The organism is Pseudomonas sp. RIT-PI-q (assembly GCF_001297125.1).
Classification (GTDB): Bacteria; Pseudomonadota; Gammaproteobacteria; order Pseudomonadales; family Pseudomonadaceae; genus Aquipseudomonas.
This window is the reverse complement of sequence record NZ_LHPC01000028.1, coordinates 534,564-557,759: the sequence shown is the minus strand read 5'-3', so window position 1 is coordinate 557,759 and position 23,196 is coordinate 534,564. Positions and strand designations below refer to the sequence as shown.

The window sequence follows — 23,196 nt, the reverse complement described above, 5'->3', positions numbered from 1 at the left end:
TCGATGATTGTTCGTTTCCTCCCTCTGCGCTTGGCACCCACGCTGCTCAGCGGTTTGCTGGTGCTCACGCCGCTCCCGACACTGGCCCTGGCCGACAGTTATGTGGCTCGCGAACAGAGCCTGCGCACGTTTTTCGCTGAGTTGTCCGGGCCACTGGGCAAGCCGGTGATTGTCAGCAAAGCCGCCGCCGCCAAGAAAATCTCCGGCGAGTTCGACCTGAGTTCGGCGCAACGTACCTTTGAGCGAATTGCCGGGCAAATGGGCCTGATCTGGTACAGCGATGGCCAGGCGATTTATTTGTACGATGCCTCTGAACTGAAAAGCTCGGTGGTGTCGCTACAGACCCTCACGGTGGCCAAGCTCCAGGCCTTCCTGCAGCGCTCCGGATTGCACGACAGCCGCTATCCACTGCGCCATGACGGCCTGCGCACGTTCCATGTTTCCGGGCCGCCGATGTATGTCGACCTGATTCTGCAAGCCGCCCAACTGATGGATAACCAGCGTTCGGAGCTGTTGCTGGGCAAGCAGCAGATCGGCGTCATCCAGGTGCAAAACACCTTTGTCGGCGACCGAAAATACGAACTGCGTGACGACAAAGTGACCATCCCTGGCCTGGCCACGGTGATTGAACAGTTGCTCAGGGGCGAGAAGGACGGGCTGGAGCCGACGGTCGCCAGGCCCTTTGCACCGAATCGTCCCGGCGTGATGCCGGAGTTTCCTCTGGAGGGCCTCGCCACCTCGCCGTCTGCTCAGGATCCGGCCGCGCCGCGAATCCTGGCGCGGGAAATGGCCGCCGGCAACATCCGCGTCGTTGCTTATCCCGACACCAACAGCTTGTTGGTCAAGGGGCTGCCGGAGCAGGTGCGCTTCATCGAGAACCTGGTGGCCGTCCTCGACCAGCCCAAGCGGCATGTCGAGTTGTCGCTGTGGATCATCGACCTGCACAAGGACGAACTCAATCAGTTGGGTATCAATTGGCAAGGTTCGATCAAGGTCGGTGGGCAGTTCGCCGCCTCGCTGAATGCGGGCTCGGCGACCACCCTTGATGGCGTCTCGTTTGTCACTCAGGTCATGGCGCTGGAGCGCACCAACCGGGCGAACGTGGTCGCCAGGCCGGTGATCCTGACGCAGGAAAACGTGCCGGCGATCTTTGACAACAACCGGACGTTTTACGCCCCGCTGGTGGGCGAGCGCAGTGTCGATCTGCAACACGTGACCTACGGCACCCTGGTGAGCGTGCTGCCGCGTTTCGCCAGGGCCGACGAGATCGAAATGTCGCTCAACATCGAAGACGGCAACGAAGTCGAAAAATCCGGCGAAGGCGAACACCCGAGCGCATTGCCGACGGTCGGGCGGACGCGGATCAGCACCGTGGCGCGGGTGCCGCAGGGCAAGAGTCTGTTGGTCGGTGGCTTTACCCGCGATGACCACAGCGAGCAGATCGGCCGGATACCGGTACTGGGTTCGATACCCTGGATTGGTCGACTGTTCAGCTACCGGCAGAACCGTTCGGCGAACACCGTGCGCGTATTTTTGATCCAGCCCAAAGAGATCGTCAGCGCGCTGGAACCCGCTGACATTGATCCGGCAACACGCTTGATGACTCCGGAGCAGCACGAACGGGTGCGCCGTGCCTACTTGCGTGCGGATCAACGCTGATGCTGCCGATTGGTTCCATGGGCGGACGCGCCGCACAGGCGCGGCTGAATACAGAAAAGGCCGCCACGCAACCGCAGCCGCAACCCGATGCGCAGATTGATCTCGACGAAAGCGGCACGGCCGCTGCCGCACAGCGGGTTGTGCAGATCAGCGACGAAATGTCGGCGGCATTGGCGCAATTTCGTGGCCGGCGCCACTTCGAATTCAAGTCCGAATCGCTGACCGATAACTTCGAAAAAGTCCTCGAAGACGACACCGTGCCCAAGGCCCGGCAAGTGCTCAGTCTGGCGCGGCTGGGGGACAAGCCGATCGCCTGGTTGCTGCAGATGGCGCGTAGCCTGTTTGCGGATGACAGTGACCTGACATTGGTCCTGCGCGAACTGTTGCGTCGTAAAAAACTCGACGCCGGCACCCGTCAACGGCTTGAAACGCTGTTGCAAACAGTGGTCGCCCAAGGCTCGCCGAAACGCATGAAAGCCGGGATCAACGCCGCGCTGAAAGCCAGGTTGTTCGGCAAGACTATGGCCGTGCGGGCCGGCATATTGCGCGAAACCTACCGGGACTTTCTCGAATCCGATGACGGCCCCGTCAGTTGCTACGAGGACTGGGTGGCGTTGTTCGGCCCCACACAACGCATGACTGTGCTGGCCTTTATCGAAGCCGCGTTGCTGACCGATATCGATGCCCAGGACCCCAGTTGCTCACGGGCCGAGTTTGGCCAGTTGCTGATCAAGTTGACCGACCTGAAACGGCTGCGTTCGGCGGATGGTTTGTTTATCGCCGGCCTGCTCGGCGATGAACTGGTCTGCCGCCACAACCCCGAAGAAATCGATTGGCTGGTGTTTCTCTTCGGCCTGTTGCGCTACCCCGATGAGCTCGACCAATTGCTGCTCGGCGTGTTGGGCGAAAGCGTGCTGCTGAGCGCGCACCGTGAGCGCTCGGCGCTGCTGCACGTGGTGCGTCGGCTCAGCCTGCAATTACCGTTCGAGCTGTTTGCCGATGACGAGGCGCCCTTGCGCCTGGCGCAGCAGTTCATCCATTTGGCGGACATCGCCTTCGCCCAGGAATGCATCGAGCGGCGACGTCCCGCCGCTGACGCCTGAGTTTCCAAGGACACTGACTTTCCATGCTCAATCAATTTCTGCGCAACGTCAGCGCGCGCCCGGAACTGCTGATCCTGTCGCTAATGGTGATGATCATCGCCATGCTGATCATTCCACTGCCGACGGCGCTGGTGGACTTCCTGATTGGCCTGAACATCGTTATTTCGCTGTTGATCTTCATGGGTTCGTTCTACATCGAACGCATCCTCAGCTATTCGACGTTCCCGGCCTTGTTGCTGTTGACCACGCTGTTTCGCCTGGCCTTGTCGATCAGCACCAGCCGGCTGATCCTCAGCCAGGCCGATGCCGGAGACATCATCGCGTCCTTCGGCGAGTTCGTGATCGGTGAAAGTCTGGTGGTGGGCTTCGTGATTTTTTCGATCGTCACGATTGTCCAGTTCATCGTGATCACCAAGGGCTCGGAGCGGGTTGCCGAGGTCGCGGCGCGCTTCTCCCTGGACGGCATGCCGGGCAAGCAGATGAGTATCGATGGTGACCTGAAAGCAGGTGCAATCGATGCCGAAGAAGCGCGTGAAAAGCGCAGTACCCTGGAGCGCGAAAGCCAGTTGTATGGGTCTTTCGACGGTGCGATGAAGTTCATCAAGGGCGATGCGATTGCGGGCATCATCATCATTTTTGTCAACTTCATCGGTGGCATGGCCATCGGTGTCGGGCAGATGGGCATGGACATGTCCACGGCGTTGTCGACCTATACGCTGCTGACCATCGGCGATGGTCTGGTGGCGCAGATTCCGGCGCTGCTGATCGCCATCGGTGCCGGTTTCATCGTCACCCGGGTCAACGGCGATGACAGCAACCTGGGGCGCAACATGCTCGCCCAGATGTTGGGCAACCCATTCGTATTGGGCGTGACCGCACTGCTGGCGGTCGGGGTTGGCCTGTTGCCGGGCTTTCCACTGCTGACCTTCCTGTCGATTGCCGCAGCCTTGGGCCTGGTGGTTTATTTTCGCCATCGCAAGGCCTCCAGAGCCGCCAGCCAGGCTGCTGACCCGCGTCCGGCGGCGTCTGCGCCAGGTGAAGCGCCATCCGAGTTGGGCTTGCTGGAAGACGTGGACAACGTCGCCACACAAACCATCCCCTTGATGTTGCTGGTGCCCACCGCGCGCCTGGAGGAATTGACGAACGCTCGTTTGGCCGCACGTTTTCGCAGCCAGTTTTTCGTTGATTACGGGCTGCGGATACCCGAGCCGGAATTGCGTTCCAGCGATGCCTTGCCGGCCCATCAAGTGGCCGTGCTGATCAACGAAGTGCGGGCCGATCAGTTCGACATCCATTTCGATCACTGGCGTCTGCTCGACTATTCGCCAGAGCTGGAACCCCTGGGTTTCGCACTGGTGCGCGGCATCGACAGCAATCGGCTGGGCGGTGTCTGGGTCACTGCCGCCGACAAGGAACGGGTGCAGCAACTGGGCTACCAACTGCGCCCGGCCTATGACGAATGTTATCGCTGCCTGGTGACGCTGCTGGCGCGCAACATCACCGAGTTTTTCGGGGTCCAGGAAACCAAGCAGCTGCTCGACGAGATGGAAAGTCGCTACCCCGATTTACTCAAGGAGGTCTACCGCCACGTCACCGTGCAGAAGATTGCCGAGGTGCTGCAACGGCTGATTGGCGAGCGGATTTCGGTGCGCAACATGAAGCTGATCCTGGAGTCGCTGGCGCATTGGGCATCCCGTGAAAAGGACGTGATGGCCCTGGTCGAACATGTACGTGGCGCGATGGCCCGCTACATCAGCAACAAGTTCGCCCACGGCAATGACTTGCGCGTGTTGCTGCTGTCGCCGGAGTTCGAAGACGTGGTGCGCAAGGGCATTCGGCAAACCTCCGGTGGCAGTTTCGTCAATCTGGAACCGGCTGAAACGGAAGAGTTGATCGACCGTCTCAGTGCCGGCCTGGACAGCCTGCATATTCCGCAAAAGGACATGGTGGTGCTGTGTTCGATCGATGTGCGGCGCTACATCAAAAAACTGATCGAGGGACGATTCCGCGAACTGGACGTGATGTCGTTTGGCGAAGTCTCCGAAACCATCTCGGTCAATGTCATCAAGACGCTATAAGGAAACGCTGGAAATGAGACAAGTGGACATTGCCGGGCTGTTGCGTGAAGCGCTGTTGCACAGCGGCTGCACAGGCAAGCAGTTGGGGCACTTCGACAGCCACAGCACCATTGAAATGCAGATGAAGGAGATGCCCAACATCAACGTGGGCACCGTCGACGCCGACGTGTGGGTCTGGGCTGCGATAACGGAAATCGGGCCTGGGCAGTTGAACCATTGCGCCGTCGAACTGTTGCAGTTTTTGCTGCAAGGCTGTCCTTGGTCCCGCAGTGGGCAGTTGCACCTGTGCGAGGTGCAGGGGCAGCTCGAACTGCGGCTTTTGAGCAACGAACAAGCCTTGTGCGATGCCAAGGATTTTGCCCAGGCCCTGGACCATTTTGTGGCGGCGATTGAACAACTGTGCGGCATTCTGCGCCAATGAACGGGCGGCTGGAACGACGCGCCGCCCACCCTTTGCGATTGAGCGGCCCATTGCTCGAAGCGAATCTGTTCGACGTGGTGATCGGTGAGGTTTGCGAGGTCCGTCAGCACTGGCGTTCACCGCAGCTGGCGGCCAGGGCGCAAGTGATCGGATTCAAGCCCGGGGTTGTGCTGCTCAGTTTGCTGGGGGAGGCGCGAGGGCTTTCCCGGGAGTCGATGATCGTGCCCACGGGCTCGGTGTTGCGACTGACCTGCAGCGACGCGTTGCTCGGCAGCGTGGTCGATCCGCACGGCACAATCGTCGAGCGGCTGGTGCCCTCGACGGCCGTTCATGAGCAGGAATATCCGGTCGACGCCGACCCGCCACCGTACCACCAGCGCCGGCCAGTGGCCGAGCCGTTGATGACCGGCGTGCGTGCCATCGATGGCTTGTTGACCTGCGGCATCGGTCAGCGCATCGGCATTTTTGCCGCTGCCGGGTCCGGCAAGACGTCGTTGATCAACATGCTGATCCAGCACACCGAGGCGGACGTATTCGTCATTGGCCTGATCGGTGAGCGGGGCCGTGAAGTGACCGAATTCATCGAGCATCTGCGGCAATCGGACAAGCGTTCGCGGTGCGTGGTGGTGTTCGCCACGTCGGATTTTTCATCGGTGGATCGCTGCAACTCCGCTTTGCAGGCCACGGCCATCGCCGAGTATTTTCGCGACCAGGGCAAGCGCGTGGTGCTGTTGCTCGACTCGCTGACCCGCTACGCCCGAGCGCGTCGCGACCTGGCCCTGGCAGCCGGTGAAGCGCCGGCCCGTCGCGGTTATCCGGCATCAGTTTTCGATGCCTTGCCGCGCTTGCTCGAACGACCGGGGGTGACTGCCAAAGGCAGCATTACTGCGTGGTACACGGTGCTGCTGGAAAGCGACGATGAACCGGACCCGATCGCCGAGGAGATTCGCTCGATTCTCGACGGCCATATCTATCTCAGTCGCACCCTGGCCGCCAAAGGCCATTTCCCGGCGATCGATGTGTTGCGCAGCGCCAGCCGCGTGGCCGCGCAAGTGACGGAACCGAGCGTGCAGCAGTTGGCGTCGCAGACCCGCGAACTGATGGCCTGCCTTGAACGCTTGCAGGTGTTCCTCGACCTGGGGGAATACGCACCGGGCTCAAACGCTGCCAACGATCACGCCATGCAACGCCGTGACGCCCTCACCGATTGGCTGCGCCAGCCAACGAATGAATGCTGCGCGCCTGCCGAAACGTTGCGGAGGCTCAATGAACTCATTACCTGATATGCGCCGCTTGCTGGGCTTCAGTGAGTTTCGCCAGCAACGTCACGAGCAGACGCTGCGGCGTACACAGCAGCAATTGCAACCGCTGATTGAGCAGCAGTCGAGCCTCGATGAACACGAGGCCTCGTTGCAAACCCTGCTGGCCAGTCATCGTGCGCAAGCGTGCCTGTTGGATCGCGGGCAACTCCTGACATTGCTGCGTCGGCAGGCTGTCATCCGCCGACAAATTCAAATGGTGCGCCTGGAGCGTGAGCGCATAGCGCAGCAGTCCGTTGAGCTGCATCAAACGTTGCACGAGCAACGCGAGCAATTGCGCTTTTTGCAGCGCAGGCATGGCAAGTACCAGCAGTCCTTTGAGCAGCTGTCGCGCACGCACCGACTCGAAGCGGTGCGCCGAGAGGAACGGGAGATAGAAGACATGATGGGAGTGCGACGATGATTGATGTTTCTGTGATGCCACGGCTGCCGGTTCAACCGGTGGAGCCTGACCTTGATGCGCCGATGGATGAGCTTGAAGAAAGCCTCGTGCCGGTTGAAGAGGATCAGTTGCCGCAAGGTGTGCTCGATCTGCTTGCAATGCTGATGCTGCGTCATCGGCCAATGGCGGCAGCGGGGAGCAGGGAGCCGCTTCTGTTGGCTGTCCCTGCAAAGGGTGAAGGCCCCGACATTCATTTACCGCGCCGGCATGCTCAGCCCGTTGCACTGGATCAGCGATCGGCTCCGTTGTTCAGCGCATTGCTGCAACGCCCGGCACCATCGCGTGTGGAGTTTGTCGCCCCGATCATTGAGAAGCTGGCTACGCGGGTGGCGCGTGTTGAGGTGCCGTTGTCGGTCATCGATCAGGCGTTGCGCTTGCCCGCATTGTCGTCGCCCGAGCGACCGTTGATCTCGGTTGAGCCGTTGTCAGTTGATCGGCCATCGCCCTCCATCGAGCTGGAGACACCTGTCAGCGATCTTGAACTGCATGCAGGGCAATCAAACGTTCAAGTTGCGCGTAATGCCCCACCGGTTGCGCTGCCCGTTGCTGCTCAAATCCTGACCCCACCACCCATGCCACCACCCGAAGTGACGTTGGAAGACGTCGCGGGCTCGTCCCGTGATTTCCTGCAAATCCCGTTCAATAAAGGCACCGTCAGCGGACAAGTGACGATTGCCCGAATGCCCGGTGAGTCAACGCAGAACCTGGTGCTCAGTCCGAGCTCCGCGCAGATCTTCGAGCAACTCGAGGCACCTTTTGAACGGGCACAAGAACCTGGCTGGCGGCTCACTGACAGCGGTGATGAGCAACAGCATCACGGTTCGCGCCAAACGCCCGACGATGACGAGTCAGAACAGCCGGAACACCTGGCATGACAGCGCTGAATGTGCGCCGCGTAAACACGCTGACGCAGGCCCGTGCGCAGGTGGTTGAGCGTTGGCAGCGGGCCGGTCATTGCGCGGGTCTGGGTCAGCCGGAGGGGCCGCAGGGCTATTTGCGCTTCTCGGCCCGCGGCGAGCGGGGGGACTGGCGGGGGGTGGGCCTGGCCCGGGACTGGCTGCATCGCTCGCTGCCGCAGTTGCAATCATTGCTGGCGGTTGAGTGCCCGCAAGCGAGTATCGCCGGGTTATTCCGAACGGTGCCGCGACCCTTGGACCTGGCGGTGGACGAGCTGCACTACCGGGAACTGGCGGACGTCGAGTTGATCGATTCGGCGGTTATCAAGGCGCAGGCATTACCGTGGCTCGACACCGCACAAGGGCGGTTATGGGTGACGGATTTACCCCCGCAGCGCCCTTCGCAACAGACGTCGGAATGGCAGTCATGGCTGGCCGATTTGCCGCTGCGTCTGGAACTGATTCTGGGTGTCAGCGACCTGAGTCGCTCAAGTCGTGAACGGCTTGGATGCGGCGACGTGCTGTTGATCAGTGATTCGACTCGCCAGTGTTGGCTGGCCGATCGGAGCATTGGGTTTTTCACTTTTACCGAAGAGGGTTTACGTATGGAGTTGGCACCTGCCGATTCACCCGCGCAGGCTGAGACCGAACAGCCGGTCAGTGCCGACTTGAACCATTTGCCGGTTCGCCTGGAGTTCGTTCTGGCGACGCATGACATCACGCTAGGCGAATTGGCGGCCTTCGTTGCCGGTCAGGCCATACCGCTGGCCACGGATGCGGCGCACCAAATCGAAGTCCGCGCCAACGGCAAGACGGTTGCTCGCGCGGAGCTGGTGCAGCTGGACGAGCAGCTGGGGGTGGAGTTGCTTGAGGTCTTTCGCAACACGCTATCGGAACCCCGCGATGAATGACGTCTCGCTGATCGCGTTGCTGGCGTTCGCGTCATTACTGCCGTTTCTGGTGGCGGCCGGAACCTGCTACATCAAGTTTTCCATCGTGTTCATCATCGTGCGCAATGCGCTGGGATTGCAGCAGGTTCCATCGAACATGGCCCTCAATGCGATTGCGCTGATGCTGGCGATTTTCGTCATGACGCCAGTGATGAAACAGGGCTACGACTATTACAAAGTCGAGCAGGTGGCTTTCACTGACGTCGAGTCGGTGGTGAATTTCGCCGAGAACGGTCTGGGCGGGTACAAGGCGTATCTGCGCAAGTACACCGACCCGGAATTGGCTCTGTTTTTCGAGCGTGCGCAAGCGGTCCAGAACGAAACCGAGGCAGGCCTGCCCGACGATGAAGAACTCGAGCCGTCACTGTTTTCGCTGTTACCCGCCTACGCGCTGAGTGAAATCAAGAGTGCGTTCAAGATCGGGTTCTATCTGTATCTGCCGTTCGTGATTGTCGACCTGGTGATCTCCAGCATCCTGCTGGCGCTGGGCATGATGATGATGAGCCCGGTGATCATTTCGGTGCCGATCAAACTGGTGTTGTTTGTGGCGCTGGACGGTTGGGCGCTGCTGTCCACCGGGCTGGTCAAGCAATACCTGACCTTGCTGACATGAGGGCCAGTCAATGAATGACCTGGTGTATGCCGGCAACAAAACCCTGTACCTGATTCTGCTGATGGTGGCGTGGCCGATTATTGTCGCGACGGTGGTCGGGCTGGTGGTCGGGTTGATTCAGACCGTGACCCAGTTGCAGGAGCAGACCTTGCCGTTCGGCTTCAAGTTGTTGTCGGTCGCGGCGTGCCTGTTCCTGCTCTCCGGTTGGTACGGCGAAACCTTGCTCGATTTCAGCCGTGAAGTCATGCGCCTGGCGTTGAGTTAGATCGATGTCGGTGACGCTGTTTTTCGATTTGTACGCCTTGTTCGCCGCCGCGGCGGTGGGCGTTGCGCGCCTCGCGCCGATTTTTTTCATGTTGCCGTTCTTGAACAGCGGGGTGCTGACAGGCGCGCCACGTCAGGCGGTGATCGTGCTGGTGGCGCTGGGGTTCTGGGCGTACGTCGGGGTGCCTTTGCCTCATCTCGACGGCTTGGCGTTTTTTGGGCTGTTGTTGCGTGAGGCCGGCATCGGCGTATTGCTCGGGTGCCTGTTGTGCTGGCCGTTCTGGGTGCTGCATGCCATGGGCAATCTGATCGACAACCAGCGCGGTGCGATGCTCAGCAGCACGGTGGACCCGGCCAACGGCGTCGATACCTCGGAGCTGGCGAACTTTCTTCAGTTGTTCGCCGCAGCGGTCTATCTCGAAGGCGGCGGCATGCTGCTGATGCTGGAAACCGTGGGCCAGAGTTACCTGATTTGCGCGCCGGCGAACAGCTGCGAGCTGCACGTGCAACCGATCCTGAGGCTGCTGGATGCCTTGGTGAGCAAGACGCTGGTGATCAGCGCGCCAGTGGTGGCAACGCTGTTGGTCAGCGAAGCACTGCTGGGATTGCTCTCGCGGTACGCGCCGCAAATGAACGCGTTTTCCGTGTCGTTGACCATCAAGAGCCTGGTGGCATTGGTGGTGCTGATGCTGTATTTCGGCGTGCATCTGCCGGATGAAGTCCTGCGCATGGGCTCCAAGTCGCAGACGCTGGAACACTATCTGAGTGTCGACGGGGAGGGTGACGATGTCGTCCAGCGCCTCGAAGACTGAGAAGCCCACGGCCAAGCGTCTGCGCGATGCCTCTCGCAAAGGGCAGACGTTCAAGGCCAAGGACCTGGTGATCACCTGCCTGACCCTGTGCGGCATCGCCTACATGGTCTTCAACAGTTCGCTGCTGGACCTCATGGAAGTCTACCGACGCATCATCGCCAGTGACTTCGATGCCGACTTGCAAAAGTACTCGGCGATGCTGGTGCTGGTGGGACTCAAGGCGTTGTTGCCGCTGCTGTTGGTGTGTGTCTTGACCAGCGCGTTGCCGGCGATGCTGCAAAGCGGTTTCGCGCTGGCCAGTGAAGCCTTGAAGCTGAATCTCGGTGCGTTGAATCCGATCAATGGTTTCAAAAAACTGTTCAGTATGCGCACGGTCAAGGACACGGTCAAAGCGCTGCTTTACCTCGGCAGTTTTGCCATGGCGCTGTGGATTGTCTGGGTCACGCAAAAGCATTTGCTGTTCGGCCAGCTGTTCGTCCAGGCGCCGGATCTGTTCGCGATCTGGGGGCATTTGCTGTTGGTGCTGGTGGTGACTTTTCTGGGCTGCATTGCGCTGATCGTGGTGCTGGATGCGCTCTGCGAATACTGGCTGTTCATGAAAGACCAAATGATGGACAAGGACTCGGTCAAGCGCGAACACAAGGAACAGGACGGCAACCCGGAAATCAAGGGCCGTCGTCGTGACTTGCACCGGGAGCTGCTGTCGGAGCAGGTCAAGTCCGATGTGCGCAGCTCGCGGATGATCATCGCCAACCCGACCCACATCGCTGTCGGCGTGTATTTCCGCCCGGAAATCACCGTGCTGCCGTTCATCTCGCTGATGGAAACCAACCAGCGCGCACTGGCGGTTCGAGCGTATGCCAAGGAGGTGGGTGTGCCGGTCATCAACGACATCGCGCTGGCCCGGCGGATCTTCAAGACCCACCAGCGCTACAGCTTCCTCCAGGTGCAGGAGATCGAAGAAGTCCTGCGCCTGCTGATCTGGCTCGAGCAAGTCGAACAAGCCTAAGACGAACGCAGATTCTGTAGCAGCTGGCGAAGCCTGCGTTCGGCTGCGCAGCAGTCGTAAAACCTGAGTGCGAGGTCGTCCTGAAATACCGCGTTGTCTGATTTCGCGACTGCTTCGCAGCCGAACGCAGGCTTCGCCAGCTGCTACAGGGTTCGCGTCGCCTCTGTTTCTTTTCCAAACCAACGTGGGCGTGAGCGCAATTTGGCAGCAGCTGCGCCAGCGCTTTGGCTCAATGCATTCGTCAGCAGCGCTGACGTTTTTTCAGGAGTGTGGCCGATGAGTCGCGACAAAAAACAAGATGAACAGGTAGCCCTTGACGTCGTGGATGCAGTGCTCGGCGGAGCGGCGTTAAAGGATGTGCAAGGCATCAGCGACGAGCAGATGAACAGCCTGTACGCCTTCGCCTACCAGTTCTATGAGCAAGGGCGCCTGGACGATGCCGAGAAGTTCTTTCACTTCCTGTGCATCTACGATTTTTACAACAGCGATTACTGGATGGGACTGGCTGCGGTGCACCAGCTCAAGCAGCACTACCAGAAGGCAATCGATTTGTACGCCATCGCCTTCGCCCAGGGCAAGAACGACTACCGGCCGATGTTTTACACCGGTCAATGTCAGTTAGCCCTGGGCAAGGTCGGTAAGGCGAAGTTGTGTTTCGAGTACGTGCTCGAGCGGGCTTCGCAAGACGATTTGCGCAAGCAAGCCCAGGTCTATCTCGACACATTGGGCCACATGGAAAAGCACTCTTCAGAGGATGAACAATGAGCGAAATCAGAAACGTATCAACCCCGGTGTTTCAGGGAAACCTGAGCCGTACCGAGGCATTTGAAATCTATGGCAAGGCCGCGAGCCAGGCCGCTCGAACGGCAGAGTTTCAGAAGGCGGGCCAAGAGGCCCTGGCCGGTCTGATGTCGGTGAACTATGAATCCGGGGAACACGGCAAATCCTCCGCGAGCACGGGAAGGCCGCAGCTGCAGGCGCCAGTGGCGCGCGAGGATGGCAAAGAATCGAAAGGTGATCTGTTCACGCTGTTGATGGCGATGATCAGCGAGTTGCTGGGTACGGTCGAAGTCAACAAGCTGAAAAGTCGCCTGGCCATGCTGTTGAGCATGGCCGGCGCGAAACAACAGGGGCATGAAAAACTCGCGGCTGAGTACGCGGCTGCCGTCGAGGCACTGGAAGCGGCCGAGGGCGCGGTAGGCAGTAGTCAGGAACACCTCGATCAGTTGCAAGCGTGGGTCCGGCAGGTCCAGGGGCTGCTGAGCGAAAGCGAAGCGCGCCTGGCAGAGTTGGACCCGGAGTCACCTGAATATGCACGCGAACTGGCGCGGCGTGATCAGCTCAAAGGCGAGCTGACGAGCCACACCCAGACGTTGCAAAAGGCCACCGATGCTCACCTGAAGTTGATCGAGATCGCCAATGCCTGCGCCAAAACCCTGGCCGTTGTCGCCGCGAAAGTCCAGGAGGCCGGCCTCGGCGGTTCCTCCATCAAGGACTCGAATGAGAAGGCCCTGAGCAGCAGCGCACAGGCACTGCTGAACCGGCTGAAGGTTATCGAGCTGTTGGGCGAGGCTGCACAGAACAAGGAGGAACTCAGTCAGGAGCTGTTCCAGGAGCTGCAAGCCAAGCTTCAGGCACACATGGAACTTGAGTCGGAAAAGTACCTGGAAGAGGTCCGTAAAGCCGAAGCGCTGCAGAAGACCATGGGCTGTATTGGCACCATCGTCGGCGCGTTGTTGACCGTCGCGACCATCGTCGCCGGCGTGCTGACCGCGAACCCGGTGCTGATCGCGGTAGGTGTGATCGGTGCGTCGGTGATGATTGCCGATGCGGTAGTCAAGGAGACAACGGGGACTTCGTTCATGGCCGAGGCCATGAAACCGCTGACCACTGTGATGCAGGCCGCTATCAAGTTATTCACCGAGATCTACGCCAAGGTGTTGACTACAATTTTGCGCGATTCGGAACTCGCAGAAGACATCGCGCGAATCGCCGGCATGATCGCGGGGATTGCCTCCACGCTTGCAGCTGTTGCGTTGGTCGCCATTGTCGGGGTTCAGGTGATCGGGCCCATCGTCGGTGCCATTGCCTCGAAACTGGCGTCGGTGGTGGCTCAAGCGGCGCCGGCTGCGGTGCAGGTGGCCAAGCAGATGGCTTCATCGGTCGGCAACTCGCTGACGCAAATGCTGACCCAGCTGCGCGGTTTCATTTCCAACGATGCCGTGTCCCTGGCCCGCTACGCCGCCAACCTCGAAATCGCCCAGGCGGTTACCGAGTTCAGCAACGTGGCAGTGCAAGGCGGGCTGCAGATCAAAAGCGGCGAGCATCAGGCCCAGGCGGCCGAGCACTTGGCCGACGTGCGGGTGCGCATGGCAATCAGCGAAGAGATCACTGGCTACCTGACTCGCCTGGTCGAGGACTATGGCACGGCAATGCAGGACAGAACCCGGCAGATCGAACAGGTTTTTGCCGATATGCAGCGCAGTCATTCGGTGAGCCTGCAAATGGTTCGGCATGTTTGAACTCAAAGATAAAAGGAATTTTTGATGATCTTTATTCACTCATCGGTCGGGAAAACACCCGCGGCATTACCCCACGATCCGGTCAACGATGCCGGCCTGAGCGAATTGATTGCCCAGGACCAGTTTTCAAAAGAACGCAAAGGCAAGCGCCTTTCGGATGCGGTACTGGTCGACCAGATTGTGCAAAAGCAAATACTCCAGAGCGGTGACTCGCCAGCGTCTATTGCCATGGAGCTTGATTATGCGATTAACGCCAGACAGCTGGATGAATCGGATTGGCAAGACTTCGTCGCGGCGTCGGTGAACGTCGATGATGAAGTGCGCAACGACTTGATTTTTGACCCTGGCGCGTGGGAAAAACACGCCAACGTACTGGTCGCCGCGATCATCGCGCTGAACATCTCCCGCGTCGCCAACGCTCAGCTGCGTGGGCATTTCAGTGTCATGGCCGCTGATGCTGCCAAAGCCCAGGGCGCCGCTATTGTCGAGTCGGGCAAGGCTGCGCTGAACAGCGCCATCACCGCGGCCGTGGTGTCCGGTGCCATCGCCGGTTTTGCCATGGTCAAGACCTTTCAGGGCCAAGGGTTGAAACACGCGGACATCAACCTGCACAAGCGCAACGCCCTCGACGCCAACAACATCGCCGGCGACCTCGGTCAGCATGGCAAGCGCGATGACTGGAATCCGGAAACGACCTACAAAATCAAGACGCTCGATGATTACGGCCGCGTAATTACAGTTGATTTCAAACCCAAGGGGGCAACCCTGACGCCTAAGGAGCAGGCCTGGTTCGACGGGGAAATCCTCAAGGCGCAGACGATGGAGAAGACCTCCGACTGGCTAAGCCTGGCGAACGCCAAAGGCATCGAAAAGAAACTCGAAATCGGCCGCGCGCTCAACGCCATGTCGATGAGCATGAGTAAGGTGGTCTCCAATATGGTGCGCATGACCGAGCATGCGGCGCGGGAGAAAGAGGTCCTGCAGCAAAGTGCGCAGAACACCCAGAAGAGCTTGAGTGATGAAGTCGGCCAGAAAGACTCGGCCGAGGCCGCGCTACTGCAAAAGCTGATGGACATGGTGATGCAGCTTTTCCAATCCCGCGCTGATGTGATTCGCGCGATAACGGCTTGAGTGGGGAAACAACATGATAATCAACGGTTTTGTTCCACCGCCAGCTCGGCCATTGGCAGACTTCAACGTTCCCATCGATGCACCGCCGCCGCCTGAAATGCCGGTTGAAATGCACACAGGTTTCTCGCTGACACAGTTGCTCGATCGCTCCATGCAAACGCTGAACCGTAACCTCGGTAACGGACTCAAGATTCAGTTCGATATGGCTAAAGCGATGGACCGCCTGATAGCGGACAGTTCGGCTCAAGCCTTCGTGGCGGAGTTTCTTGAGCAGACGCACACCAGACGTATCAGGCATCTGATGCATGTCCACCAGATGAGGCAGTGCGCAACGGTGTTCCAGCACTGTGCCGAAACACTGCCAGTGGAACGGCAGCGCGAATTGGAGAAAGAAAAAGATCAGATTCTAGAGCGGTTGGTGCTGACGGATGTGCCACTAGAGATTGAGGAGGAATTCCATGCCGAGCTCAAATCTTCGAATGATTTCTTCGACAAACTGCTTGAACTTATCGACCTGATCAAGAACGGCTACCTGGAGGGTTATGAACATATCCTCAAGGCGTACTCAGACTTCTTCGCCGATTTCAACAACGACATAACAGCAATGTTGAAAGAGTGGATTAAAGGAGGCGATGACGGTAAAGAGGTAAGTTTGAACGTCCACGAGCTGAAAGCCGCGTTGGAAAACCTGATGAAGAAATACACTCATCCCAGCCCGGACTCCGTGCTTTATCCGGATCCCAAAAAAGGCGGGGTTAGCTGGGATGAGGCGGATAAATGGCGAAAAGCGTTGGGACTACCTGAGAGTTGTCTCAAGCAAAACGCAGACGGCACTTATTGCGTGGTCATTGACACCGGACCGTTGGAAACCATGATAAAAGGCTTGCCTCCAACGCATCCATTATTTCCATGGGTAACTTGGGATACCGCAAAATTCCAGGCCTGGCAAACCGGCTTCAACGCCCAGGAGGAGCGCATGAAAAACATGCTGCAGTCCCTCACGCAGAAATACTCAAACGCCAATTCTTATCACGATAACTTCAACAAGACACTGTCTTCTCATCTTAATCAATATGCCGACATGCTTAAGGCTATGTTGAATTTTTGATTCTGGATGTAAGAGGAAATTTCATTTAAGAATAATCAGGTGGCGTAGCTCAGGCTTTTGCAAGTCGGAGCCGCGCTGCCTGCTGGTGCTTGGGGTGTAGCTAATGTCAGGTAGACAGATTGTGGATGTTGAAATTGAGCGTCAGGTTATTAGAGTGTTGTCGGAGTATTTTCCGGTAGGTCGTAGGAAAATTGAACGGGGTTCACTGTTGGTGGAAGACTTATACGTCGACTCAATAAGTCTCGTAGAAATTGTTATGGAGCTTAACGAGGTGTTTTGTATGGAGTTGCCTGAGGCAGGAGTAGCTAAGTTCAGGACCGTCTCTGATATTTGCTGTTTGGTAGAAAGCAACAGAGTAACCACTGTGTAGTATTTTACAGCTATTTTTTTGGGGGAGGGGTGTCCGGCTTGTTATTTTAACGTGCTCTTCGAAATTTCAGAGGTGGAAAACAAATGAAAGTTGTATCAAATATCCCTGTTTCGAATGTGTCTTTGGTTAATGGATGTTTGCAGCGTCATGATTCTAATGAAGACGTATTGAAGGATAAGTTGATAAAGTGCGAAAACTCGGTAAGAGTTGAAGGTTTTCCATATAGGGGTGGAGTGTTCACAGGGACCTTGGTAGAGGGTAAACCTTTCGAGGGAGAAGTTAAAGGTGTTGATATTGTTTACAAGAAATTTGATGGTGTTGTTAAAGACGGTGCTTTAGCATATCCAGACAGAACACGTTTCCAGAAAGCGGGAAGTGCCACTCCATTTCAAAAAATTTTGCGAGAAGAGAATACTCCATTTCAGCGATTGGAGAAAGGTGCTTCTTTTTCAAGTGAAGACGAGGCAGTACGTAAGCTTATATTGAATTACGATGCCCAATATACGAAATTAGATGTTAACGAAAAGTTTGATGTGACGAATGACAATCAGCGTCGCTTTTTTGATACTTGCTTTTCCAAGGAAATGCTAACAAGTATCGTCGGGAACGATGCTAAGATGACGGCAATTCGAACACTCTCGGACTCTATTGTTGCGTTTTATAAGAGTGATGTACTTGCAAATGAATTTCCGGATTGGGAGGCAGCTTGTAAAGGTTCTTATTGTGGGAAGGATGCCAGGTTTCAGCAGCTTATGACCCAAAATGATCGTGCGCGAGATGCTATTGATGGTCTGGATATTAATAATGATGCTAAAAAATTACTTCTTGATCTTTATCAGCGAAGATACCTGAATTATTTGGTAGACGAAACCGATGCTTATAAAGATTATCACCCAGTAGGTATAATTAAGTCAAAAACTAACCCTTTGTATTTTAAGCGCGGGCGGCTGGATGGAGATTTTGGTCGTAGCGACAGTTTGAATGTTGGAATACTCCGGAATGTTGATAAGTCACCTGTGGATTTCAGATTTTCCACTATGCCCGACAAAAAGCCAGACGTTGCGTCAGAACTCTATACTCGCTGTCCTGATCGCCTGAATATGGCAGATCCCAGTGGAACTGTAGACAGGGACTCGGACAGTTGGTTGACGTATAATTTTTTAAGCGGTAATACGCCATTTGTCAATGGTCTGTCTGGGTCGATGCTCATAGAAATAAGAGGGATGTTGTTTTTAAAAGAAAAACTTGAGAGCCAAAACGCTGGTGGACATTTTTTAAAGTCGTCGGAGATGATCGGTGTTCTCAATGATTACTTCTCGGCTATTTCTGGCTTGTATGTTTATATTGATGGTGGGCACAGTCTTTTCGAAATTCAATCTTCATTTAAGCAAACTTGGGTTAGAGGTGCGTTCATCAGCACATTTGAGGGTGAAAGTTGGGGGGGCGTCGGCCAAGATCTCTATAATGATACCGAGGCGTTTAAAAAGACTTATCAGGCAACTAAAATTTTTGATGAAGTGCTGCAGCGTCAGCATGCAGTACATAGTCAGTTAGGCTATGTCGATCCGGCAACTCAGTCTGCGTTGCGGAGTCAGACAATGGACTTGGCTGTAAAGCAGAGCGTTGAAGGGAGAAGAGCTCTGTATAGTCCAGGTGCTGCACTGATCAAAGAGCTTGGTGCGGCAGCAAAAGTTCTGCATCTCATTTTTTTAAAGTTGAGTCCTGAAAGTCAAGAGGAAATCGGAGCGCATTTATTGGGCAAGGGACGATTGATGGATGGAAAGACATCTGCCGATTTGGTTGAGGTCCTGCAGCGAGTTAGTAAAGGTGGTACGTCAATGGAAACTGAGTCTGCCAGTGCTACAGACAGAGCCGTAGTGATAGGTCTCATGGGGGATATAGGAGGCTTTTACACTACTCCCGTTAATGCAACTGAAAAATTGATATCTGAGCTTAACCTTCAACTGACAGCGTTAGGCTTATATGTGCCAAGTCGTCTCGACATCCAGAGTATGAAAGACGCTGGTGGATCCGGTGCAGTCGGGCCAGACAAAAGAGCTGAGCGAAAGATAAAGGCTGAAACACTCCGGGGGGAAATACCTTTCCGGACGGGTGTTCATAATACTGGGCGGGAGGCAGACAAGATGTTGAATATTCTTCCTGAAGATCGTATTCCGGAAAATCGCTGGGCAGTATTTGATATTAGAACACCACGGGTAAAGGAGACCACCGAACCGCTCGTTGGACACATGTCAGGTTCTCCGGCCGAGATTTTGCAAGCTTGGGATATGTTGCGTGGAGAGAGGGGGGAAGATCAGTATGTAGGAAGTTTAGCTCGTAATAATTCTTTTTCGAATGACGAGGAGTTCGTCAATCCTATGTCTGGCAAAACATCATCTGACCAAACGCAACGTTATGCTCGTGCTGCAGGTGCCAGCGCCTTTTTGCTTGGGCTCGGCTATCATACCGCAGTGGAAGTTCTTGAAGGCACGCTAGGATATACAGGTCAAAGCATTCGCACTGAAGGAGTTCTGTCTCAATCACAACGAGATGCTGGTGATCTGTTCGGACAAGGCGCCGCTACCGATCTCATATCAGAGTTGCTCACGGCGAACTCTGAGTTCTAGAAATTGTAACTTTATGGCTGAGTTACAGTAGTTCAGGTGCTATTACCAATAGTTAGTCAACTCCTAGAATGCTCGATGCACGGTCGGCATGGTAGGAGTTGACGTTTTTTTTCTAAACTTTAATTAATGTCGGTTTACTGCGGAAGACCGGCCTTCGGTCCAGGTTTTCAACTGTCGAGCAAGTTCAGCATCCTTGATCTCGATGGTAAGTCGACCGTTAAAAAGATCTCCCTGGTTATCTTCAATTAATGCATTGAGTGAATCGCTGTCAATATTCCTCAAACATTCATCCAAAAAAGCTTGGGTGTCTATGGAGAATTCCTCGTGCGGAATATCATTAATGCTTTCCATGTTGTATATAGCAACTGCAGGAAGTAACGAGGTTTCGACGTAATTGGGTTCAAGGTAGTCGTGCAAGTGGCTTTCTTCCCTGGGTGTCAGGGGCAAATCCAGCGAGTGCTGATGGGTCAAAAGAGTATGGAGGTCTGAACTGAGGCTCAAAACTTGGAGGTAAGTTATTTGGCTTTGTAAGATGTTTTCGAATTCGGCGGTGTCCTCTATTTTGCTTTGAGGGATTTCTTTTATTTCTTCATTTTTTTCGAAGGCATAGGATTTTTCTGTCACGGATTTGCCGGTATGAGCGAGTGTCAGAGTTGTTCCCATGACCGATGCATGTGTTTCGACGCTGTGAGCGAGTTTGACAGGGAAGTGATTTGTCGCACCTTCGGCATACAACGCTTTCGTCGTGGGGGTCATGGTTGCTCTGGAGATAAAGGATGTCTGGCGGGAGTCTTTGCCGGACTGTGCTTTAGAAGCACCTAGTTCATATTTTGAATATTCATGCTCCTTCGCATGGGGTTGGTCGATACTGCCTTCCTCATAGTTAACATTGATATATCCACCGGCAAGTACTTGGGAGGCCAGGGTCCATCGATGAAAATGTGGACTGTCCTCTCCCCCCAATCCACTTCCTTTGACACTAAAAGTATGCAGTCGGAGATTCCACCCTTGACCCTCATCGGACATAAGGTACAGTTTTGTAAAAAGAGGAGATTTTGCGGAACTCTGTCGACATTGCTCTAATAAATGACCGTCTGACTTTATGTGATTTAATATTGATACAAGATCTTCTTTTGATATGCTGTCAATGTCGCCGGTGAGTCCGGCTTTATTTTGATAGCCAATCTCCCTGTCCTGATCAAATGCAACATATCGAGTGCTTATTTGATTGTGAATGTTGGTATAGACTTCTTCGTCGCTCTTTTTTTCAGCCTCACTGGCGCGGAGTAAAGGGGGGGTAATGCTTTGTTGTGGAAAGGTGGATGCTTGGGGCTGAATGGATTGAGTAATATGCATTATGGGTTCGGATGGTTGTAGATAGAGGCTTTATAATATTGTCGAGGGTTATAGAGTTCTTGTAAAAATCGCTTATTTTTTTGATTGTATTTATTAGTGTCATGTTTTTGATTTTTTTTAAGAACGGTAAAAATAGTAGTGGCTCATTGAGGGTGGAATGTTTACGTCTGAATGTATTTTCTAAAGTTGGTGCATTTGGATTTGTCCTACAGCTTTAGACGTGATTTCGTCTGTCTATAAATCTCTTTGTCCTACGGATTAGTCTCGCCCAACTTCCTATAGTCCCCCTGCTTGTCATCGTTAAACCTGCCCACCACAGGTTTAACCGCGTTTCAGTACCTTTCTATAGAGACGTCTCAATATATGGACAGTGCAACTGATCAACCGCCAGTCAGGTCATTCGTTTTTGACCACTGGCTATTGCAAAGCGATGGAACGCTGATGCGAGACGGACAAGGAATTCACGTCCCCCCCAAAGAGTTACACGTGCTGCGCCTGCTGCTCGGTTCTGCCGGCACGGTGATCAGCAAAGACCAGCTGCTGGACTGTGTCTGGCCGAATACTGATGCTGCCGAGGAGTCGTTGACCCGGTGCATTTACGCCTTGCGCAAGCTGCTCAAGGAAAACAAGAATTTCATTGCCACGGTGTACGGTCAGGGCTACCGCTTTACCTGCCCGGCGGTTGCGTTGGACCTGCCTTGCCAGGAAACCGCAATGGCGCCATCGCTGGCTATCCTGCCGTTTCGCGGTGTCGATGAGACGGATGCGCTGGATTTGCAGGATGCAATGATCCGGCAGTTGACCGCGGCATTCGGTGAGGCGGTGCATGTCATTCCCTCCAGCCTGATGGCGGGCTATGAGCAGCCGACTGATGCCCGACGGTTGGTCGAGCAATTGGCGGCGGACTATTACGTGAGCGGGCGGTGTACCCGCGCGGGCGAGCAATGGTCGATCGAGTTGATCCGCGGCCGCGATCACAGTCTGCTTCATGGGCAGATGCTCGGCGGTCTCGGTCTTGAGGCGTCGCTCGGGGAGCTGGTTTACCTGGTGGCGCAGCGCCTTCCGGGTTTGCGTCCCGCTGGCGACTCTTGTTCGTCATACCCTGCCGTGGTGGCTTACCTCAATGGGGTGTGCAGCGTGCAGCGACACACCCCCGATAGTTTGCGCGATGCATTCGTGCAATTTCGCCAGTGCCTGCAATTGTCTGCGGGGTATGCGCCGCCCTGGTGTGGTTTGGCTGATGCCTGGCTCGGGCAGGCGATGATCGGTCTGTGTTATCAGGGTCGCGCGATTGAAGAAGCGCATTCGGCGATTTCCAAGGCATTGTTGCTTGACCCTTGCAGCACCGCTGCGCTGACACGCCTGGCCTTGCTCACCAGTCTGCGCGGCTGTGAGGACGCGGCGAAGGTGCTGTTTCGACGATGCTTGCTGGCGTCCGATCAGGCTGATGTTCATTACTTCCATGCCTGGCACCATTGGTTCTGGCGGCGCAATGAGCAGGCGGCGCAAAGCATCGATAAGTGCCTGCGTCATGACCCGAGTTGCGTTCGGGCGCAGGTCTTGCGGGTGCGTATTGCCCTGTCGGGAAGATCCGAAGACGCGGTGCTGATGGCCCGTCAAACTTTGCAGCAAGGGGCGTCGGGCAATCCGTTGCTGGTGATTTTGCACGCCGTGGTGTTGGCGTACTTCGATCAGCATGCGGCTGCCTGGTCTGAACTCGAACAGGCTGGACTGGGCGAAAGTGCGATCGGCGAGCAAGGCCTGGCGGCCTGGAATGTGCTCTTCGGTGTCAATCCGCTGATCGCCCGCAACCAGTATGCAATCTGGTTGCGGCTGGCACGGGCTCGATCCGTCGAGGCGGCGCCGTCGTCGCATTGGTCTGGCCTGATGGGCGGGCCAGTGGTTGCGCCGCTCTGGCGATCATTGCAGCGTGCAACCGATGCCCGGCCTGCCACACCGGCATGGAATCGGCCGATGCAGGAACTGCCGGCGCTCGAAAACGGGCGGCTTCTGGCATGAGGCAGTGCAGAATCAAGTGGCTGTTGGTGCTGGCGTGTCTTGGCGCGGGACCGGCCCAAGCCTATTGCTGGAGTCGGGCGGGGCAGCAACATGCCATCGAACCCGAACTCCTTCAGGCCATTGCCGAGGTGGAGTCAGGGCAGCGCTCGGGCGCCATGAACTACAACAAGGACGGCACTCGCGATATCGGGCTGATGCAGATCAACAGCAGTCATTTATCCCGGTTAGGTGCTCAGGGCATTACCGAGCAGCGCCTGCTGGATGAGCCTTGCTTGTCGGTTGAAGTCGGTGCTTCGGTGCTGGCCGGTTTTGTTGCCCTCTATGGCTACAACTGGACCGCCGTCGGTGCCTACAACGCCGGGAATGCACCTGACCGGCAAGCGGCGCGCCTGCGTTATGCGCACAAGGTCTGGGAGCGTTACCAAGTGTTGAACTCTAATAAGCTCGCGCGACCGGAGGACGCGCTGCAAAAGATGTCGGTGCGTTAGATAACACCA

Annotated in this window: 21 protein-coding genes; 20 read left to right on the top strand and 1 reads right to left on the bottom strand. The window is 56.2% G+C overall.

Going from position 1 to position 23,196, the window contains the following annotated elements; all coding sequences use genetic code 11:
- Positions 1-3 precede the first annotated feature (3 nt).
- The 18 genes from sctC to AEQ67_RS33840 all read left to right on the top strand — a co-directional run bounded on the left by sctC (position 4) and on the right by AEQ67_RS33840 (position 19,324).
- Positions 4-1,659 (top strand): type III secretion system outer membrane ring subunit SctC, encoded by a 1,656-nt coding sequence (gene sctC, locus AEQ67_RS15080; protein WP_059404619.1) that lies wholly within the window; start codon positions 4-6, stop codon positions 1,657-1,659.
- Positions 1,656-2,762 carry a type III secretion system gatekeeper subunit SctW gene (sctW, locus tag AEQ67_RS15075; RefSeq protein WP_059404618.1) on the top strand — a complete coding sequence of 369 codons (1,107 nt, stop codon included), beginning with the start codon at positions 1,656-1,658 and terminating at the stop codon, positions 2,760-2,762. The genes sctC and sctW overlap by 4 nt, the downstream gene beginning before the upstream one ends.
- A gap of 23 nt (positions 2,763-2,785) precedes the next feature.
- Complete coding sequence (locus AEQ67_RS15070; protein WP_059404617.1) at positions 2,786-4,840, top strand: EscV/YscV/HrcV family type III secretion system export apparatus protein; 2,055 nt, start codon at positions 2,786-2,788, stop codon at positions 4,838-4,840.
- Between the two features lie 13 nt (positions 4,841-4,853).
- Complete coding sequence (locus AEQ67_RS15065) at positions 4,854-5,261, top strand: Invasion protein B family (RefSeq protein WP_059404616.1); 408 nt, start codon at positions 4,854-4,856, stop codon at positions 5,259-5,261.
- Positions 5,258-6,544, top strand: a complete 1,287-nt coding sequence (gene sctN, locus AEQ67_RS15060; protein ID WP_059404615.1) for a type III secretion system ATPase SctN — start codon at positions 5,258-5,260, stop codon at positions 6,542-6,544. The genes AEQ67_RS15065 and sctN overlap by 4 nt, the downstream gene beginning before the upstream one ends.
- On the top strand, positions 6,489-6,983 hold the full coding sequence (locus AEQ67_RS33845) for a type III secretion protein (protein WP_330219462.1): 495 nt from the start codon (positions 6,489-6,491) through the stop codon (positions 6,981-6,983). The genes sctN and AEQ67_RS33845 overlap by 56 nt, the downstream gene beginning before the upstream one ends.
- Before the next feature lie 62 nt (positions 6,984-7,045).
- Positions 7,046-7,897, top strand: coding sequence for a SpaN/EivJ family type III secretion system needle length determinant (locus AEQ67_RS15050; protein ID WP_152974851.1), 852 nt, complete (start codon positions 7,046-7,048; stop codon positions 7,895-7,897).
- Entirely contained in the window at positions 7,894-8,829 is a 936-nt protein-coding gene (locus tag AEQ67_RS15045) for a FliM/FliN family flagellar motor switch protein (RefSeq protein ID WP_059404612.1), read from the top strand. Before AEQ67_RS15050 ends, AEQ67_RS15045 begins: the two co-directional genes overlap by 4 nt.
- Positions 8,822-9,481, top strand: coding sequence for an EscR/YscR/HrcR family type III secretion system export apparatus protein (locus AEQ67_RS15040; protein ID WP_059404611.1), 660 nt, complete (start codon positions 8,822-8,824; stop codon positions 9,479-9,481). Before AEQ67_RS15045 ends, AEQ67_RS15040 begins: the two co-directional genes overlap by 8 nt.
- A gap of 10 nt (positions 9,482-9,491) precedes the next feature.
- Positions 9,492-9,746 (top strand): EscS/YscS/HrcS family type III secretion system export apparatus protein, encoded by a 255-nt coding sequence (locus AEQ67_RS15035; protein ID WP_059404610.1) that lies wholly within the window; start codon positions 9,492-9,494, stop codon positions 9,744-9,746.
- Positions 9,747-9,750: 4 nt separating this feature from the next.
- The gene (gene sctT, locus AEQ67_RS15030) at positions 9,751-10,557 is read left to right on the top strand and encodes a type III secretion system export apparatus subunit SctT (RefSeq protein WP_059404609.1); all 807 of its coding nucleotides are present in this window, start codon (positions 9,751-9,753) and stop codon (positions 10,555-10,557) included.
- Positions 10,532-11,566, top strand: coding sequence for an EscU/YscU/HrcU family type III secretion system export apparatus switch protein (locus tag AEQ67_RS15025; RefSeq protein ID WP_059404608.1), 1,035 nt, complete (start codon positions 10,532-10,534; stop codon positions 11,564-11,566). Before sctT ends, AEQ67_RS15025 begins: the two co-directional genes overlap by 26 nt.
- Positions 11,567-11,842: 276 nt before the next feature.
- Positions 11,843-12,331 carry a type III secretion system translocator chaperone SicA gene (gene sicA, locus AEQ67_RS15020; protein WP_059404607.1) on the top strand — a complete coding sequence of 163 codons (489 nt, stop codon included), beginning with the start codon at positions 11,843-11,845 and terminating at the stop codon, positions 12,329-12,331.
- Complete coding sequence (gene sctE / locus AEQ67_RS15015; protein ID WP_059404606.1) at positions 12,328-14,088, top strand: type III secretion system translocon subunit SctE; 1,761 nt, start codon at positions 12,328-12,330, stop codon at positions 14,086-14,088. The genes sicA and sctE overlap by 4 nt, the downstream gene beginning before the upstream one ends.
- 24 nt (positions 14,089-14,112) lie before the next feature.
- Positions 14,113-15,219, top strand: a complete 1,107-nt coding sequence (locus tag AEQ67_RS15010; protein WP_059404605.1) for an IpaC/SipC family type III secretion system effector — start codon at positions 14,113-14,115, stop codon at positions 15,217-15,219.
- A 13-nt stretch (positions 15,220-15,232) separates the two neighbouring features.
- Positions 15,233-16,327 (top strand): IpaD/SipD/SspD family type III secretion system needle tip protein, encoded by a 1,095-nt coding sequence (locus tag AEQ67_RS15005; protein ID WP_059404604.1) that lies wholly within the window; start codon positions 15,233-15,235, stop codon positions 16,325-16,327.
- A 103-nt stretch (positions 16,328-16,430) separates the two neighbouring features.
- Positions 16,431-16,697: a phosphopantetheine-binding protein gene (locus AEQ67_RS36510; protein WP_059404603.1), complete on the top strand. Its 267-nt coding sequence runs from the start codon at positions 16,431-16,433 to the stop codon at positions 16,695-16,697.
- An 83-nt stretch (positions 16,698-16,780) separates the two neighbouring features.
- Complete coding sequence (locus AEQ67_RS33840; RefSeq protein WP_152974850.1) at positions 16,781-19,324, top strand: hypothetical protein; 2,544 nt, start codon at positions 16,781-16,783, stop codon at positions 19,322-19,324.
- Between the two features lie 123 nt (positions 19,325-19,447).
- On the opposite strand, the gene AEQ67_RS35075 is transcribed toward AEQ67_RS33840, so the two are convergent.
- Entirely contained in the window at positions 19,448-20,680 is a 1,233-nt protein-coding gene (locus AEQ67_RS35075) for a hypothetical protein (protein ID WP_152974849.1), read from the bottom strand.
- Between the two features lie 441 nt (positions 20,681-21,121).
- Here AEQ67_RS35075 and AEQ67_RS14980 point away from each other — a divergent pair, with 441 nt between their 5' ends.
- Together AEQ67_RS14980 and AEQ67_RS14975 are read left to right on the top strand one after the other, a co-directional pair.
- The gene (locus AEQ67_RS14980) at positions 21,122-22,699 is read left to right on the top strand and encodes a winged helix-turn-helix domain-containing protein (RefSeq protein WP_236710337.1); all 1,578 of its coding nucleotides are present in this window, start codon (positions 21,122-21,124) and stop codon (positions 22,697-22,699) included.
- Positions 22,696-23,187, top strand: a complete 492-nt coding sequence (locus AEQ67_RS14975) for a transglycosylase SLT domain-containing protein (RefSeq protein ID WP_059404599.1) — start codon at positions 22,696-22,698, stop codon at positions 23,185-23,187. Before AEQ67_RS14980 ends, AEQ67_RS14975 begins: the two co-directional genes overlap by 4 nt.
- Positions 23,188-23,196 lie beyond the last annotated feature (9 nt).